Here is an 18,261-nt window from a genome sequence, read left to right as displayed (position 1 = left end):
CTCCTTTAACGATGCTATACAACTTGTGAAAATAAGAATGAGAAAGACAAAAGGAATTAATATATATCTTCTTCTCAACATCTTAAACCACCTCTTTATATGCCTATAATTTATCTTACTACTGAGCGATAAGAATTTCAATTCGATCCACCTTTCCATTTCGTACCATTTCGGCGTATTTTTCCTCAATTAGTCCACTGCTCAAACTTATTCTTTCTCCATCATTGAGGAACAGAGTTGCTCTTTGCTTTGAATAATCTACTTTGTATGTGTCCAATTTATCAGGATTTACATACGTTACAGTGCAATTTCCTAAGAATTTAAACGATATCTTGTTATTCTCATCAAAGAGCCAACCTGGTAAGACAGGTTCGAAAACTAAGACTAACTTTCCATTATCAACCTTAAACGGATTCTTTCCTGCCATCATTATTCTCCAAATGCTTAGAAATTCTGCGGTTGCACCGCTTAGTCGAGCAACAAAGCCCGTTCCGTGCACTTTCTCATCAGGATTTGCACTACTGGCTATAAACGAGGAATTTTCAAGTGGGCTCCTTCCGTATATTGCAGGATCTAAGAATGCAATTATCACGTTTTTGAAATCCTCGAAAAATTCATCGTAAAGTCCACTTCTTAAGAGCTCAAGCATGTATTTGTACTCCATATGTACCCATATCGATTCATTTTCCAACCAACCTGGTGTGAATGCCTTCGCCCTACCTATCTCTATGCTCTGATTCTCAAGAGAAGCATTCACTTTGTACATCTTCAGTTTTCTATCATACAAACCTGAAGATTTCACTTTTGAATATATGCTTTTCAAAATTTCAGGCTCTTTATATACTTTCATACCTCTTACAATTCCTTCCAAAAATAGCGGCATGTTTTTTCTTGAAAATTTTAAGACTTTTACTATATCCTCAGAGCCCACTTTTTCAACTACGTAATTCTCAACATCGTAATAGAAGTAGGTAGGCATCAAGTGGTCATTTTCTTCAACTGCTTTGTCCAGAGCATTTCTAAGCTTGTTAGCAAGTGCTTCAAGTTCCCCAGCAGTGGTCAAAGCTGAGATTTCTCTCTCATCACCAATGAAGCCGAACTTTGTCTCTTCCCTGTACTTTTCTCTAAGTATCGATATCTTATTCCAGAAGTCAAAATCCCTGTTTTCAGAAGTTGAGTTGCCGTATTCTCTGACAAGTGTCACAAGATCTCTCAATAATTGAAGGACCTCAACTGGAAGTCGCAACGTTTTATGCGGATATTCTTTCAGTGTTCTTATTATAAAATCAAGCAATCTAAGGAGCTCAAAGCTATCTGCAACAGAAGAACCGAATAATCCAGGCAATCCGTTTAATGCATCATACCAGCCTGGCTTTCCTGCTTCCATTTCAATACCAATGCCACTTGGATCAAGTGTCGCAAATTTTGCGACAGCTAAATTTATTAACTTAGCGATCAAGGATGTTTTGTAAATATCACCAGTTCCCTTATTCTTTCGCATAACGTTTTTGTATTCAGCGCGGGATTCTATCAGTCTTTTCTTTTCTTGGTCTTCGTATGTAGACTTATACTGCCTCACTTTACCGTCAGCAATTACGTATCTCTTGCTCCTTGGAAGTACACAATAAGTGTCATCGTAGTAAGTGTAGCTTTCATCGTTGAAGAGCAGTTCTTCTTTGTGATCCGGATATACCGAAAGGTAACTTTCTATCAAGTCCAAATTGTACGTCCAGTGATCGGTCCAGTATCCCTCACCATGTACAGCATCGATTTCTTCTTCGATGTAATTTCCTAAATATCTGAGCAATTCTTCAAAATCTTTTCTAAGCTTTATATTTTTATCTTCAATGAATTTTAAGAGCTTTCCTGGAGTAAATGAATTACTTTTCAAGAATTCTAAAACTACATCTACGTTAGTACCATCTTCGAAGAAATCATTTAGCAATAACTTGTCAAGTTTTGTCACATCTACTCTGTACTTTACACCGTTTATAACCAAAGGATTGTAACCATCTGTCTGTATTAGGTTCATGAAAAACCTTATGTTGTATCTTTCAACTCCTGGATTGAAGAATACATCATCTCTCCTGTTTTGATTTACATCTCGATAGTTTGCGTTTCCTGAAGAATAATACTCAGGCAACAATACAAAGTAGTTGTAGTCGCGTTCCAAATCGCCGTGTTTTCTTGAATATATGTGATAAACTAAAGGATTTTCACCATTTCTAACTATAACTGGATAGCCACCTCTTAGTACATTATCGAGATAGTTTTGCTTTGCATACTCGTCAAATAATTTGGAGCCTGTCTTTGTCCACACTCTGCTTACGATGTCTTCCGTTATCAGCCTATTCTCGCGGTACTTCTCTTCTAAATACTTACTATCGGAGAATTTTTCAGAATATTCAACAAGTAAATTTGTATTTGGAGCATGACCAACTACTGTATATATTTCTACCTTCTTACCAGGTTCCAAAACGGTTATGACTGGTGAGAATGCGCATGGAACTCTATTTGACATGACTTGTTTGATACGTTTTATCTGCTCAAGATTCAGCTCAGCAAATACTTGCGGCAAAACGTAAGAGGTATCAAACCCAAATACTACATCTGGATCCACTAAAGGTTTCAGCTGTTCTTTTTCACTCTCTTGAATCTTAAATGAGACGTAGAAATTTCCCTCTCTTATCTCTGAAACGGTTGCTACATCTTCCGCAGTAGAACGGAGCTTGAATATGTGAATTCCATTCTCAATTTCGAAAACTTCCATCCAAGCTTTTAGGGTATTACCCACATGCTTAAGTCCGTAATCGTTTATTCCAAATGGCAACAACATCGACAATCCGTCAAGTACTTCGAGACTTAAAGTTTCGCTTGAAATATTCTCAATTACAACCTTTCTAACAAGTGCTGCAAGTTTCTCCTGTGGCAATGTAAAGTAAAGTACGTTAGTTTTAAGACCAATTTCTTCGTTTATCTCTTCAATTTCGAGTGACTCTCTTGCGATGTACATCTTTTGGATAATTTTCTCGTTCTTTTTCACAAAAGCTTCATGTAATATATTTTTTTCGTGTACTTTGATAAAAGTTCTGAAGCCGTTCGTGTAGACTGTTTGATACGAACGGAACGCCGGGTGGAATTCCAGTATTGGATTGTCCTTGTGCGCCAGTCCAAATGAGGCGATGCACTGCGCCCTATTTACATAGAACACCCACAATGGAATGCCATGCCTTCCAGCAATCCCAGGAAGGAAACCTGCAAATGGTTTTGAGTTATTGTAGTCCTCAATTACGAATCTATCATCTGTGTTGAAGTAATATTTAGCCATTCTAATGCCCCCTCGTTGAAGGATTACATTATCTCTATATAGCCAGTAAGTCTGATATCTCTGGATGATGCACCAACCCTGATTTCGTACCTTCCAGGCTCAACCTTCCAGCAATTTCCATCGAATGAAGCAAGGTTTGAAATCTGAATTTCAACAGAAATCCTCTGAGACTCTCCCGGTTGCAATTCTTTTGTCTTTTCAAAGCCTTTCAATTCCTGGTAAGGTTTGTCAATTTTTCCACGTGGCGCACGTACATATACTTGTGCTACCTCTTTTCCTGCAAACATTCCTGTGTTTTCTACCGTGAAAGAAACATATATTTTATTACCTACCTGCTGTATTTGAAGGTCTTTGTACTCGAATTTTGTATATGAAAGTCCAAAGCCAAACTCATATGACGGTTCTATTCTGAATGTATCGTAGTACCTGTAGCCAACGTATATGTCTTCATCGTAGACAACAACAGCTGGATTTTCTCTTGGTTCACCTGGGAAAGATCTCGAAGGTACATCTTCGTACCTTTTTGGGAACGTAGTTGGTAATTTTCCTGACGGGTTTATCTTCCCTGTAAGAACATCAGCAAGTATTCTTCCAGCTTCCTGACCTGGTTGCCAGACCAAGACTATCGCATCGCACAGTGATTTCCAACTTTCAATCTCTATCGGTGAGCCTATGTTCAAGACTACAGCGAACTTCTTACCTTTGCTTCTAAAAGTTTCGGAAAGCTTTTTAATAATTGAGAATTCATCGTCAGTCAGATAAAAGTCACCTTTTTCGAGCTTTCTATCGACACCTTCGCCTGATATTCTCGTAAGTATATAAATACCCAAGTCATTCCGTTCAGCTATCTTTTCAATCTCCTCTTGTGAAATGATGTCCTGAGGCAATCTTGGAACAATATCTTCTCCCCACTGTCCTTTAGTTATTACATAGTCGGTCTTGCGAAATTCAGCTATCTTGTTCCGATAGAACTCTGCAAGTTCTTTATCTACGTTCAAACCTTTTTCCAAGAGTCCATCAAGGAAGCTTATCATATATTGCGGGTGCGTTTCACCACTACCCGTACCTCCTCTGATAGTTTCTATTTGTCCTGTGCCGAAAAGGGCAATCTTGGTAGTTTCGTTTATTGGAAGTGTATTATCATTTTTCAACAACACGACACCTTCGCTACCAGCTTCGTAGGATACCTTTGCATGTGCTTCGAGGTCTGGATTGTTACTGTACTTATAACCTTTGAAAGCAGGTGTTTTCACCAACACTCTTAGTATCGCCTTAACCCTTTCATTTAACATTTCATCTGTTATCTCGCCCTTCTCGTATGCCTCTGTTATTTCTTCTATCTCGGGTCTTCTATTTTTGAATATCTGGTACGTGTTTCCAGGCATGAGCAAATCGTTTTCTGACATTATCTGCTGAGCAGCGTTGTCACCAGCAAACCAATCTGTCATCACAAAACCTTCAAATCCCCATTCATCCCTCAATACCTTTTTAAGCAACCACTTATTTTGTGAGGTATACAGACCGTTCATCTTGTTGTATGAACTCATCACCGTCCAAGGTTTTGCCTTCTTGATAGCTATCTCAAATGGTTTTAAGTATATTTCTCTTAGAGCTCTTTCTGATACAACTGTGTCTATTGTCATCCTGTTTGTTTCCTGCTCGTTTACTACAAAGTGCTTAATGCATGCGCCAACACCTTCAGATTGGACACCTTCAACAAAACTCGCAGCCATTTCGCCTGTTAAATACGGATCTTCTGAATAGTATTCAAAATTTCTTCCGCCGAGTGGATTTCTGTGGATGTTTATCGCTGGTGCCAAGAGTATATCGACACCGTACTCTCTAACTTCCTCCCCCATCGCTCTGCCAACTTTTCTTAAGATATCTCTATTCCAAGTCGACGCTAACATCGTCTCAACGGGAAACGCAGTTGCATGATATTTTCTTTCGTCGTTCTTTCTCTCGGGGTCTATTCTTAATCCAGCCGGTCCATCTGCCAAAACTGTTTTCGGTATTCCAAGCCTTTCAATTTCAGCCGTCTCGCCAGCTGCACCACTAACTTTCGGCTCTGGATTTCCAAAAGCACCGAGAACTCCAACACCAACTACAAGCCTAATCTTTTCCTCCGTGGTCATTTTTGAAACAAGAGCTTCGATATCCATACTATTCCTCCTCCTTCTTTGTATATACTCAATTTATCACTCACCTGTAATTCCTGTTCGTTCGAGACTTTCAACGAAATACCTCTGCAAAATCAAGTAAGTTACTAAGAGTGGTAATATAGTAATCATCGTTGCGGCCATTCTAATTCCCTCATTTATCCTATTTGCTGCACTCCCATCAGCTGTTGGGAACAACACGGCATACCTTGCAACGAAATCGCGAAGTGCCAACGGAAGTGTTTTGATGTTGTTTCCCATAAGCAACCCGGAAAGTAGCGTTTCATTCCAGTACCACACCAAAGAGAATATGAAAGCTGTTACGATAGCCGGTAGCGAAAGCGGGAGTATGATTTTATAGAATATTTGGAATGAGTTTGCTCCATCGAGCTCTGCTGCCTCGTCAAATGCCTTTGGCAACATGTTGAAGAAGTTATAGTACATGAGTATGAAAATAGCACTTCTTATGCCCTGCCCAAGTGTTGCTGGCAATATAGAAGAAAAAATAGTTCCAGTAAGCCTTAACTGGCTGAACAGCATGTATTTTGTGACTAATGTTACTTGCGTGGGGATCAAGAAAGTAGCAAGCATCAATACAATCCAAAGTCGCTTCAGAGGGAACTCAAACCTTGAAAGTCCGTAAGCTATTAAGGCTGTTACAAGAGTCTGTAGCAGTGCCGGAAGTGTTGAAGTATACACGCTGTTGAAAAGGGCTTTTGTTGCATCGAGAACGGTCCATGCCCTTCTGAAATTTTCAATGGTCAACTTCGTCGGAATCCAGACAACGGTTGAATTTACTAAATCATCGACAGTCATAAACGAAGTTGTTATCATGTAAAGGAGAGGATAAAGATAAGCATAACCGATACCAATGAGAACTATATATATAATTGTCTTAGTCGCTGGATCTTTAAAATGCTTGTAGTACGAAAAGTGAAAGCTTTTATCTTTCATATTTTCTTTTTCCTCCTTTCATGCAGAAGCATGTACGCAACGCCGAGTATGCCCATCACAGCTGCGAAGTAAATCCAAGAAAGCGCTGAAGAGTACGAATAAGGCTTATCAATATCGAACATGTGCTGAGTTATACTCGTGTTAACTGGGTTGTTAGCAAACGATGCCAAGTCGACGATTGTATATATAGTGTTAACTATGACAAAAGGTCTAACGAGTGGCAATGTTATCTTCCAGAAGATTACCCAATCGTTCGCACCGTCAATTTGTGCGGCTTCATATATGCTACTGCTTATCTTTTGCAGACCAGCAAGGAAGAAAAGAATCTGGACTCCGGAGAACCATAGTATAAGCACAAGGTTGTTGAACATGTACAAGAACGGATAACTAATCGTGTTTGGAATCATTAAGAAGAACCTGTAAATAAAGTACCTCCTTGGATCGACTATACTTGCAGCATTGTTGGTAACAAGCTCCGAAATCACAGGACCACTGATTATGACAACGGGCAAGAAATACAGAAGCCTAAAGAACGTTCTTGCATGCAGTTTTCTGTTTAGCAAGATGGCTACTATCAAAGCGAAGATTACTACCAAAGGTGTCGAAAGCACTATGTTTATAATCGTATTTGAAAAGTTCAGAGGAAATGCTGTATCATTTCTGAAAGCGTATATATAATACTTCCATCCAACGTACTCCGTTTCTATTCCAGAAACGGTAAAGTTGACATGGAAAAAGCTCAAGTAGAGTGAATAGAAGAATGGAAACGCCGTAAAAAGCAAGAAACCAATTATCCAAGGCATTATATAGACATATCCAGCAATAGCTTTTCTTGCGCTTCTACTTATTCTCATTTCCATCAACTCCGTTTCTCACTACTTTAACAACTCTGTATGAAACAGGTTCAACAACTACGTTTCCAAATTTGACCCTTTCTTCTGTGTAATTCACCAAGATGCTGTATCCGTTTTCATAATCTACACGAACAAACCCAGGGTGGATAACTGTCCTGTCTATAATCTTAGAACCTCTAACGTATTTAAGAGCTCCATTTATTTTCTTGTAAATCTCAACTATCTTAGACTTCCAGTCAGCAAATCTTGTCGATGGATAATCCCACAGAGGTGTATCCTTCAGTGAAGCATTATCCAGCCAAGAGACGATGAACGATGGATATGCACCAAAATCAATCGATTTGAGCACATCGGTATCTGAAAAGAAACCATTGTTCATATATGGTGTGAAATACACGACATTACCACTTAGAACTATCTGTAAGAACGGAACCGTATCGGTTTCGAAAAGGTACTGACTTGAATTCATCGGTATATTTCCAAAGGTTTTCATATACTTCCATGAATAAACATTCGGGACGAAGAGTATAAGATTGTTGCCTTGATTCTTCACATCGGATAGTGTTTTTTCAACCAGTTTTCGTGCATCGCTTCTATAGATTTCCTCATCGCGTTTAAGATGACCATATAGTTTATTTGCAAACTCCTCAATGGCGATGTTCTTTATATTGTTTCTGTTGAGTTCTTTAATGCGTTCAACGAGATATCGACTTGACAAATCTATTTTTGTGTAATAGCTCCTGTAAAGCCACAAATCTTTGTTATCTCTCTCTTCAAAAATCAAAGACTGCGATAAATTCAATCCAACTTCATTTTTAAGATTGAGCTGTTTTTCCGTTACCCTTGTCGTGTTAGTAACAAAGTACAATTCGAAAGATTTTCCCGAAGCCGCAGAATGCTCCAATGCAAACTTAGCTATATCGTCAATTTCGCCAAATTTTGGTTCCACCTTTGTACTGTTAATCTTATTCCCGTTAACTCCTCCCTTTTCCCAACCCTTAAGGAGGAATACTAAATTACCTACTCCACTCTTTGATAATGTTTCACTCATTGCCTTGATGTTTTCCACCGAAGTAATCTGCACAACTTTCTGTCCGATTAACTGCTTTTCAATATCACTTACCAAGACTGTAAGATAGAGCGGTATATCTTTTGTCTTATATTCTTTTTTAGTTGGCTTTTCGCCGAATATCTGTTTCGAATAAGCCTCTCTATAATACTTTGCCATCCCTACGTAATCAGCTTGATCTCCTGTTAAAAAGACAAGCTCCAATCTTGCGTTGAACTTATTCATTTCTTTTTGTGCTACCTGAATTCCAGCACCACTTCGTGATGTTGGTTGTAGGTACTTCTGTCTGTATATGAACTTTGCGGAAGTCCAGTTGTAAGAACTGAGTATGCCACTTGGATACGAAATAATTGCACTGTACTCAGCACCCGAAGTTATTACTCCAAAAATAGCGTTTTTCTTAACACCGTGCACAACACCAAAGGCAGGAACGAGCACTGTCGGTTCCTCTCTAAGAAAATCGTTTGGTCTATTGGCTCGCAAGTCGTTTACACTTACAAGATTTTCGATACTGTAATCTTTTCCGTAAACTCGCTTTTCAAACCAGTTCAAATAATGCGCCGGTCTTGAGAATCTTATCAGCGCTCCTGGACCATCTGGAACAAATGCATATCCATTTATCTCATCCGCTATGGTACTTCCAAGAAATGGAGCAAATATTACAGAAGCCAAAGTGTATTTATCTTTCTCAGATATCGTCTTCTGATCCAAACTGAAGACGAGCTTGTCACCAAATATTTCAACAAATACTGTGAAACTTATCGAAACAGGTTCAAAATTCAATGTACAAGAAGCCCCATTCTTTAGGACTTTCCACGTTTTCTTAACATCTGGTGAAGCTGAACCAACTACACTTGAAATGCCTCGATCGTCAAAGTACTCTATCATTACAAGGGATTTTGCGATATTCTTCCAAACATCGTTCATTTCGTTGTAGGCATCTGTATCGGTCAAAACATCTCCCCACACGTACCCTGAACGCTTGTCTAATACTCTCATAGAAGTACTATTCTTGTCGATGTAAAGTTCCAATATTCCGCTATCGCCGACCTTTTCATAATCTTGCGTTGTAAATTTCGAGATTATTTCTACCGGTACCTCGGGACGAGTGAATCTATTGGATAAGAACTCATCGCCAATACCTTGACTGAAAAGCATAGAACTGATCATCATAATCGATCCTACTATTAATAGAACACTTTTTATATTATTAACGTGCACGGTAGAGCACCTCCTGAACAATTGCGTAACCTGTCTGAACGAGTTGGTCCCAGAGCATGTAAACTATTGAATATACAAGTATGATAACGAACACCCAAGCAAGCGTTAAGAGTATGCTCTTAACGGTATTTTTGATATCGTAATCGTGAATTTCCTTTACACCTGTGAAGAGTAAAACGGCACTCCATGCGATGAAGATGTCAGAAGCAAACGAAACAAGAAACGCTTCGTTATATGAAAGAATGTACGTTAGAAGAATAACGAATGGCTGGAACAGTATATAAGGCGCAAAGCTGTAAGCGGTGAAGATATATATGTCTCGTAAAGTTCCTCGCCCATCGTTTATTGAACTGACAAGGTAATTCGCAAAGACCCACAAAAACACGGGTGCAAAACTTGCTAAAAAGACAAAACCAACACTTCTGTCTGCTGTGTTCAGATTGAAAATGAAACTCCGTCCAAAATATTCTAACTGTATAACTATAAAGAAAATCGCGTAAATTATAGTTGCTGAAAGGACTGAACCATACCTCTTTCTCTGTATGTAGTAAAATGTATCGAGTGGATGTCTAAGAATGTTCCAAATGTATAGTAAATCCTTCACAAGTTTAGATTTAACATCTATTCTGAATTTTATTACTTCTCTCTTGTAGAGATTATCTAGTATTGAGACAAGAATTATGAGGATTATAAACGCAATTAATAATCCTCTTGTGTGCTTTTGCAAGAACTCGTTTCTTATTTCCCAGAAAGCATCGGAATAGTCGCGTCTTGCTTGAGCTATGCGGAACTCTGCGAGTGCCTGACGGTAATTACCTTCTTGGAAATACGCTTTTCCAAGACCGTAGTGTGCTATTTTTGAATATCCGTCGTAAATCATCACTTCCTTCCAAAGCTCTTTGCTTTGCAGGTACTTACCCTCAGAATAAAGCTCCAAGGCTTTGTGAAGAGTTTTTATATACTGCGTAGGATTGAAAACATGCACAAGTCCTCGTTCTTTATCTAAAACGTAAATTTTGCCATTTTCATCAACACAGATTGCAGCAGCAACAGTAAAGAGACCGTTTCTCTCAGTGGCAATTGCGCGTCCACCGAATGAAACGATAAGGTTGCCTTCAGCATCGTATTCATAAACCAGTCCTGTTTCGGTTAAGGCGTATATCCTTCCGCTATCATCAACTGCTAAATCTATAAAATTCGGTTCATCAATCATCCTTGCTTCTCTCGATATCGGCAGTATGTTGTTACCAAGGGTGTTGTGCTTCTTTATAGCGTTTCCTCTTTCTTTTTGTGTTACGGTGTATATGAGCCCCTTGCTATCAATTGTGATATTCGTGTACGGCTTTGGGATTCTGTTTAGTAGTCTTTCTTTTTGTTCGCGCGTATAGAAGATGTCAATGATCTTGTCTAATAGTGTCATAGATGCGAGATTTGCTCCATAGTAGCCAAGAAATTCGCCATTCTGGTCAAGCTGGATTACACCTTCAAAAGTGCCCTCGCTGACTATGTATAGATTTCCTCTTTTGTCAACGATAAGTTCTTTGGGTTTGAAATTCGCACCTTCGCCAAACAACGGGTTTGAGGGCCTACCGATTCTTTTTACCTCGTTTCCTTCTTTGTCGAAAACAATCACTTCAGAAGTTCCTGGATCTGCAACGTATACATAATTTTCATCAACAAAGACACCTGTAGGTTGCCAAAGCGAGAATTCACCAATCAAGCTTACTTTTCTTGTTTTCATATCGTAAACAACTATTCTTGCATTTCCAGAATCTGCAATATACATCTTGCCATCTTTGATGAATATGTCCTCAGGATAGTAAAGGTCCAAATCTTTAAAGAGAACTTCACTCACAACATACGCATCCTGAGTAATTTTCCACTCATTCCTACCGGAGATTGTGTAAGTCAGAAACGGACTGTTATTGCTCAACAATGTTTGAAAGACAAAACATAGAGATATGATAATCAAAAATCTTATACTAACTTTTGGCTGCACTTTTCAAGCACCACCCATATCAAAATTCGCTCAAAATTCACTTCGGTTACTTAAGACCACTGTAAGCCATTGTGTTCATTACTCGCGATTGCATGATTATAAATAATACAAGGTTCGGAACGAACATAATTAATCCCGCTGCTGCGGCAATTCCTTGTCCGGCAATCGTGTTTCCTGTGGTCTGCGTAAGGTTTGAAACGTAGAAAGCGAATGTCTTTAAATTTTCATTGTTTATGTAATACAAAGAGGCTTCGGCGCTATTCCATGCCACTTGAAATGCTAATATTCCAACGGTTGAAATAGCGGGTTTTAGCATAGGAATTATTAGATTAAAAATTATCTGGAAATCATTAGCACCATCTACGAGTGCAGCATCTATAAGTGCATCTGGTATCTGATCTATGAACTGCTTTATCAAGAAAACACCAATTGGCATTGCCAACAACGAAAGTATATTTATCAAAAACGTGTCTATAAGTCTCAGCTCCTGGATTAATAGATATCTTGGTATTATAACTGCCACAGGAACAAACATTAACGCAAGGTTGTTTATCGTGAATAACAGATTCTTTGTTTTGAATTGCTTTTTAGAAAGAGCGTAACCAGCGAACACAGAAATTATTATCGTAAACAGAACAACGAAAAACGCAGTCAGTATACTGTTCATAAGGTATCGACTCACGGGTATAGTCGAAGTTCTGGTCATGGCGAACAACTCGTAGAAATTCGCCAAAGTTGGTCTTTTAACAAAGAACCTCGGCGGATAGAGGAAAAGCTCATCAACTGGTTTAAAAGCTTGCGAAAAGATAAATATTATCGGTAACAACATGAAAATAGCGATAGGTGTCAATATGAAATAGAATTTAAGCTGACTCTTATGGAAATACCGTGGATTCGTCTTCGTCGAAAATTTTGCCATTTTTTCCACCTCTCTTTTAAAAGAGCCTATCTTTCACCAAACAATCGCCACGCGACTCTTGAGAAAAACCAAATAATTAAAAGTAGAACCACTGAAAGAGCCGCGGCGTATCCCATTTCGTACCTCAAAAATCCATAATCTTCTACGTGGTTCACTATCAATTGACCCGCATACTGTGGTGTGGGGTTTGAACCTGAGAGAGCTACACCGATGCCAGCGGATGTAAATGTATTGACTATTGACATAACCGCTCCGAAAAGCATCTGAGGCTTCATCGCTGGAATGGTTATATATATTATTTCTTGAAGTCTGTTCTTGATTCCATCAATATACGCCGCTTCATACAATTGTTCGTCTATGTTCGATATACCAGCCAGCATTGCCAAGAAACCAACACCCATACTGCTCCACAGTGCAACTAAAATCATTATGTCCATAAGATGTTCGGGCGATTGCAACCATTGAATCGGTTTATCAATCAATCCAAGGTTTAAAAGCAACGCATTTAGATAACCTTGCTGATCACCACTGAAAATGACACGCCACAAGACAGTCATAGTAACACCGGCTGTAAGAGATGGTGAGTATAGAATAAGAGCAAAGATAGTACGTGGAACGCGCGTCAATTGAGCAACAAGCCAAGCTAGGATAAATGATAAGATATACCCGCCAACTCCAACGATAAGTGCGTACTTTATCGTGTTTGGTAATACCTTTTGCATGAAAAGCGTGTCTCTTGTGATGAGCGTTATGTAGTTTTGCAGTCCTATCCAAGTTGGTCTCTCTATTGCGTTAAAATAAGTGAAGGATAAATATATCGCAACTATTACCGGGAGTGCGATAAATATTAAAAACAAAACCAAGTATGGTGATAGCAATATCCAATGGCCCTTATCCTTTTTAGAACTGATTTTCATCGGTATCACCTCGATCATCATTACCTATTTCGTTACTCTCTTCATTACTTTCCTCAACGTTCTTCAGTACATTCAGCATAGGAACGTTATTAACTCTCATGAATTCTTCCATTGAGTCGTACATCCTGTAATTCTTCAACACCTTACCTTCTTTGATATATCCAAATTCAGTCAACTTTCTTTCAAGCTCTCTATTTATAAGAATCACTGATCTGTCAATCGCCGTTCTAAGTGGTGCACCTTCTACAACAACCCTGTTCCAGATGTTACTGATTTCGCGCTCTGTCATGTATCCTCCAGGGTGTCGTTGAACTTCCCTTATCCAGCGCCATTGTTCTAAAACTACTTTCTTATGTCTCTCATCTATGAAATCAAGCTCTTTGAATGCCTCTATGTTCGCCGTGTTCCATATGTACAAAGGTCCGTATCTGTTGATCAATGTACGTGCGAATTTCAGTTGTGTCTCTTTAGACATCCACCATTTTATGAATTCCCAAGCTTTTTCTTTCTTCTCAGACGTTGCAAATATGACATCTGCCCTGTCTCCGGCAACTTGATATCTCAATACATTACCTTCCTCATCGACTACCCCTGGGGACGGTGCTATATCCCACAATCCGTATATCTCATCCGCTGCGTTCATCAACGTTACATACAAACCGAAATCTCCAACACCGATTGGTATACGTCCGTATCTGAAAGAATTATAAAAATTAGCAACTTGTTCAGGGATACCGAATATGGTGAATATTTCAGTCATTAGCTCAAATGACTTAACTCCTTCTTCAGTGTTTATAGCCGTTTTGACCCCATCCTCTGTATAAAGTCTTGCGTTATTTTGGAAGAAGAACGGAGCTGTAGTGTTGAAATATTTTGTTGTTTGTTCACACATTGGGATAGAGAAATTCATACCTCTTCTCTGTAACTCCGGTAAAATCTTCTTCACATCGTCCCAAGTATTCGGAACTGGAATTCCGAGCTTGTCGAGAATGTCTTTTCTATAGAAAAGCACATAGAAGTTCTGCGTTTCCGTTATGCCATAAACCTTATCTTCTATGACCATCGGAAGTAAAGTTTCAACGTTTATATTTCTGCTCACAAAACTGTAGAAATCTGGAAAGTTGGACAACGGATAAAGGGCATTCCTGATAGCGAGTTCAAAAGGTATCCAGTTGCTGATACTTAGAGCCACATCAGGCGCGTTTCCCGCTGCACTCGCAAGGATTAACCTCTGTTCGTTTGGCATCGCTGAGAAAACAACCTTTATGCCTGTTTTCCTTGTGAAATCAGTATCGGTTAAGTACTGCAGAGTTTCGACGTATTGAATAGGCCTATTAACCCATATCCTCAAGCTTCTCTCATCTACCTTCTCGTATATCGAATAAGCCTCGTTCTTATTAAAGAAAGAGAGCCACAATTTGTGAAGTTCTTCGTACGCAGTAATCAAAAATGCATTAGCTTTTGGGATGTACTTCTCACTCTCGCCTTGGTAGATCAGTACCCTGTCGATCCCCATAGGTTGGTTGCGAAGGTTCATCGAAAGCTCTGATAACCTTTGTGCAACAGATGCTGCTCCTTCACTTATAACATCAAGATAAAAAGGTATGCGTTCGGGACGCTTTAAAATATTCTCTATTATTCCGGCGCACACCAACATGTCGGCAATAGAAGGAAGGCCCTTCTGTCCAACAATCCCGATTAGTTTGTTGTGTTGTAGTCGCAAGTTCGTTGCTATAGACTTGAGATCACTAACAACATTTGGTAAGTACTTTTCGATATTCCAAGTCCTGTTCGGGTCAAGGTTATTACCAACTAATTTGCGTATATCCAGACCTATCGCTTGTAAAGTTTTCACACTATCTTGTAAAAATCTCACGCTCTCTTCATATACGCCTGTAGTGACTTCCAAAGACAACGTATGGTAACCTTTGTCCAAGTAAATCTCATATGGCTTTCCATTATTGTCAGACAACGTAAAGTCAACCCACTTAAATCCTGTGAACGGAAATTTATAACTCATGAGCTCAGTAAACGGAACCTTTCCATCTATGTAGATTCTCCTGTATACAGGTACCCCACGATTCAAAGATTGCTTGTATCTGAACGCAATCTTGTAATACCCAGGTTCTTGGATATAGAAACTCCAATGGACTTCTTGTCCCGACTGTTTAAATGTATTCTCGTCTATTACATTGACTTTCTTCTTAAGTAATTCATATGGTGAAACTTGCGCAGTTTGTTCATTCACTATAGATACCAAAGAGTCGGATTTGAAAGCCATATGCTCTGCCTCTATCAAGATTGGCTTCTCGTTTCCTATATCATTTTTCTTAGGATTGCTTTCTATGTATTTTGCATATGATACTGTACTGAACTCTTTCGAAATCGGCACAAAATATAACCCTTCTAAAATTATAGGGCGCCTTGTGTTCTTTATTTCAATTTCATTATCTCCATCATTTAATTCAAACAATATCGGTAAACTACCGATGCGGTGTGAATCCTTTAAATATGAAACGAAAGAATCGTCAAAAGGAATTTGCTCCGGAGTGATCTCGTTACCGTACCTATCGTACACTTTTTCACTGTAGTTGTAGTATGAATAGTTGTCCAAGATAGCCAAATATGGCACACTGTTGACATTCACTTCAAGTGCGCCAGTGCTCGATAATTGTTGAGTATACCTGTACTTCAAGATTGCGTAGTATAGACCTCTTTCTGGCATATTAACTATTAACTTAAACGATTCGTCGTTGTTTAACAAAACAGGAGTATCCAAAACACTGATGCCGTAGTCTTGTGCACGACTGATCCGTTGTTCCATAAGATTCTTAAAGCCTTGTTTTGCAAGGTTTTCTGTCGATGCTACGGAAGAAGTTCTTAAGTTGGATATATTGAGTGCATAACTTTCATAAGTTAACTTTCCTGTCCAATAGAGAATAATCAATAAACCAACCACAACTGAGACAATTATAGAAGACCAAATGACAAACTTCCTCACTTATTATCAACTCCCCACCAACTTTGGTTATAAATCCACCGACGGCTAAAAATTATGCCCATCGGTGGAAGTAATTTAATTAATTATTTACCTTCGATTTGTTTTCTGATTTGTGGGAATTTCTTTTCTGCATCAGCTAACTTCTTAGCAAATATGGTCCAGGATTCCTTTATAACTTTGTTTGCTTTATCCTGAGTCTCCTTTGCAACAGCTTCTGGTGTCGTTTCTCCTCTTCTTATCTTTTCATTAACTGGGAATATGACATCCCAAATCGCTTCGAACCAGCCAGGAACTATCTTCCACATATCAACACGGACTGTTTTGTCAAGATTCTTGAGCATCCACTTTATACCATTTGGAATTTTCAAAGTCTCAAAGTATTTAACAACATCTGGATGCATTGTTGCTGGGATGAACCAGTCTGTAAGTCTACCATTTTCCACACCTTCAGATTCGTATAGTTTGAGCCTTGCCACAACGCCTCTTGGATCATATGTTAAGAACCTTGCAAACAAGAATGCTTCCTTAGGATACTTTGTTGTTGAACTCACAAACGTATAGTTAATGTGCACTGGTAACCGTATGCCGATTTTTGGATCATGTGGAACTGGGTAATAATCGAAGTTCCAAGGTACTGTTCTGAGCCAACTCCAGTCGTACGTTGCTTCGAATCCCATTAAGACTTTCGATTCCCTAAATGCATCTGCGTCTTTGCCGAATTTTTTCTGATAATCATCGAGCTGTCCTTGATTTCTCATATCTTGGTTTATCAAGTCATCAGCAACAAGTCCTGGTATTGATTTCAGTTCCTTTTGCAATTTTATTGCCGGTATCCATCCACCGTTAACGAGATCGAATTCCCATTTATCTGGGTCAAAGCTCCAGAATGTTGTCTCTTTGCTCAAAATAGCTGCCATGAACGTATCAAATTCCCACAATTGATTTATTCCAGAGTACTCCTTTGTGGTTGCTCTTCTTGCATAGTTCTTGAAAAGGTCAACGGTCCAATTTTCGTACGTCGGAGCTGTCAAATTCAATTTTTTGAGCAAATCAAGATTCAGAACGATACACTCAAAGTGTAATCTTTCGCCAAGTGCGTAAGTTTTGTTGTTGTATTTAAATGCATTCCTTACACTGTCTGGGACATACTTTATGTACGGATCATCTTTGAAGAATTCGTCAAGTGGATAAACCCAACCCTGTGAAACTGGGTACGAGAGTGGTTCCCATGATTCCGCAACAACGTCTGGGAGAGCCTTTTTGGCAGAAACGGTCGCTGTTAAGAAACCGTTGATATCTGGCTCATTTACGATTATTTTTACTTCTATATCTGGATAGTATTTGTTGAACTCTGCAACGAGCTTTTTGTACCTATCAACATTCCAGCTCCATACAGACACTGTTATTGTTGCTTTTGCAAAACTGGCAACGGTAAAAATGATTAGCAAAGCTAAAAACACGAACTTCTTCATAATAATCCCTCCTCTTCAAAGAAATATTTTTGATTAGCCTCCTGAAATACGTTTTTTCTTATTTTTTCAAAAAATTCTTACTTCCCTTTCTTTTCCAAAAGAGTTTATCTAAAATCTTAATAATTTTAATTTTTTATCTTTAATGAATTAATTCATTATTTTTATGTCGCTTTATTCCTTCTTAGATTATTTTTTTTAACTACTTCCCCACCATTTTCCCTCAAACTAACCCTCTTATGCCCACCTGGTTTGTTCCACACTCTCACATTCCTTCGTCCTATTTGAGGTATGGTGAGTTTGCTTATTCTCGTATCCTGGTTACTTTCCTAATGGAGGTGACCGGCTTTCTCACCTATACATATACTCTC

General features: G+C 38.9%; 10 protein-coding genes. All 10 read right to left on the bottom strand.

Annotated elements, in window-relative coordinates; all coding sequences use genetic code 11:
* Positions 1-118: 118 nt before the first annotated feature.
* Positions 119-3,328: a cellobiose phosphorylase gene (locus BUA11_RS02235; RefSeq protein WP_072757930.1), complete on the bottom strand. Its 3,210-nt coding sequence runs from the start codon at positions 3,326-3,328 to the stop codon at positions 119-121.
* A gap of 23 nt (positions 3,329-3,351) precedes the next feature.
* Positions 3,352-5,490: a beta-glucosidase family protein gene (locus BUA11_RS02230; RefSeq protein ID WP_072757928.1), complete on the bottom strand. Its 2,139-nt coding sequence runs from the start codon at positions 5,488-5,490 to the stop codon at positions 3,352-3,354.
* Positions 5,491-5,526: 36 nt separating this feature from the next.
* Complete coding sequence (locus tag BUA11_RS02225; protein ID WP_072757925.1) at positions 5,527-6,441, bottom strand: carbohydrate ABC transporter permease; 915 nt, start codon at positions 6,439-6,441, stop codon at positions 5,527-5,529.
* Positions 6,438-7,295, bottom strand: a complete 858-nt coding sequence (locus tag BUA11_RS02220; protein ID WP_143145244.1) for a carbohydrate ABC transporter permease — start codon at positions 7,293-7,295, stop codon at positions 6,438-6,440. Before BUA11_RS02220 ends, BUA11_RS02225 begins: the two co-directional genes overlap by 4 nt.
* Positions 7,282-9,537 (bottom strand): DUF5696 domain-containing protein, encoded by a 2,256-nt coding sequence (locus BUA11_RS02215; protein ID WP_072758282.1) that lies wholly within the window; start codon positions 9,535-9,537, stop codon positions 7,282-7,284. Before BUA11_RS02215 ends, BUA11_RS02220 begins: the two co-directional genes overlap by 14 nt.
* A 37-nt stretch (positions 9,538-9,574) precedes the next feature.
* Positions 9,575-11,584 carry a YIP1 family protein gene (locus tag BUA11_RS02210; RefSeq protein ID WP_245789455.1) on the bottom strand — a complete coding sequence of 670 codons (2,010 nt, stop codon included), beginning with the start codon at positions 11,582-11,584 and terminating at the stop codon, positions 9,575-9,577.
* A 46-nt stretch (positions 11,585-11,630) separates the two neighbouring features.
* The gene (locus BUA11_RS02205) at positions 11,631-12,503 is read right to left on the bottom strand and encodes a carbohydrate ABC transporter permease (protein ID WP_072757921.1); all 873 of its coding nucleotides are present in this window, start codon (positions 12,501-12,503) and stop codon (positions 11,631-11,633) included.
* 26 nt (positions 12,504-12,529) lie between these two features.
* A complete protein-coding gene (locus BUA11_RS02200) occupies positions 12,530-13,420 on the bottom strand; it encodes a carbohydrate ABC transporter permease (protein WP_072757919.1) in 891 nt (296 codons plus the stop codon).
* Positions 13,404-16,421, bottom strand: a complete 3,018-nt coding sequence (locus BUA11_RS02195) for an extracellular solute-binding protein (protein WP_072757917.1) — start codon at positions 16,419-16,421, stop codon at positions 13,404-13,406. The genes BUA11_RS02200 and BUA11_RS02195 overlap by 17 nt, the downstream gene beginning before the upstream one ends.
* A gap of 83 nt (positions 16,422-16,504) precedes the next feature.
* The gene (locus BUA11_RS02190) at positions 16,505-17,893 is read right to left on the bottom strand and encodes an extracellular solute-binding protein (protein ID WP_072757915.1); all 1,389 of its coding nucleotides are present in this window, start codon (positions 17,891-17,893) and stop codon (positions 16,505-16,507) included.
* Positions 17,894-18,261: the final 368 nt, after the last annotated feature.

This window comes from Fervidobacterium gondwanense DSM 13020 (assembly GCF_900143265.1).
GTDB lineage: Bacteria > Thermotogota > Thermotogae > Thermotogales > Fervidobacteriaceae > Fervidobacterium > Fervidobacterium gondwanense.
This window is presented reverse-complemented; position numbering and strand designations above follow the sequence as displayed.

What these genes read in the sequence shown, in the direction of transcription:
- BUA11_RS02190 (WP_072757915.1), bottom strand. Translation starts at nt 17,893, where the DNA reads ATGAAGAAGTTCGTGTTTTTAGCTTTGCTAATCATTTTTACCGTTGCC.
- BUA11_RS02205 (WP_072757921.1), bottom strand. Translation starts at nt 12,503, where the DNA reads ATGGCAAAATTTTCGACGAAGACGAATCCACGGTATTTCCATAAGAGT.
- BUA11_RS02200 (WP_072757919.1), bottom strand. Translation starts at nt 13,420, where the DNA reads ATGAAAATCAGTTCTAAAAAGGATAAGGGCCATTGGATATTGCTATCA.
- BUA11_RS02220 (WP_143145244.1), bottom strand. Translation starts at nt 7,295, where the DNA reads ATGAGAATAAGTAGAAGCGCAAGAAAAGCTATTGCTGGATATGTCTAT.
- BUA11_RS02215 (WP_072758282.1), bottom strand. Translation starts at nt 9,537, where the DNA reads ATGATGATCAGTTCTATGCTTTTCAGTCAAGGTATTGGCGATGAGTTC.
- BUA11_RS02225 (WP_072757925.1), bottom strand. Translation starts at nt 6,441, where the DNA reads ATGAAAGATAAAAGCTTTCACTTTTCGTACTACAAGCATTTTAAAGAT.
- BUA11_RS02235 (WP_072757930.1), bottom strand. Translation starts at nt 3,328, where the DNA reads ATGGCTAAATATTACTTCAACACAGATGATAGATTCGTAATTGAGGAC.
- BUA11_RS02230 (WP_072757928.1), bottom strand. Translation starts at nt 5,490, where the DNA reads ATGGATATCGAAGCTCTTGTTTCAAAAATGACCACGGAGGAAAAGATT.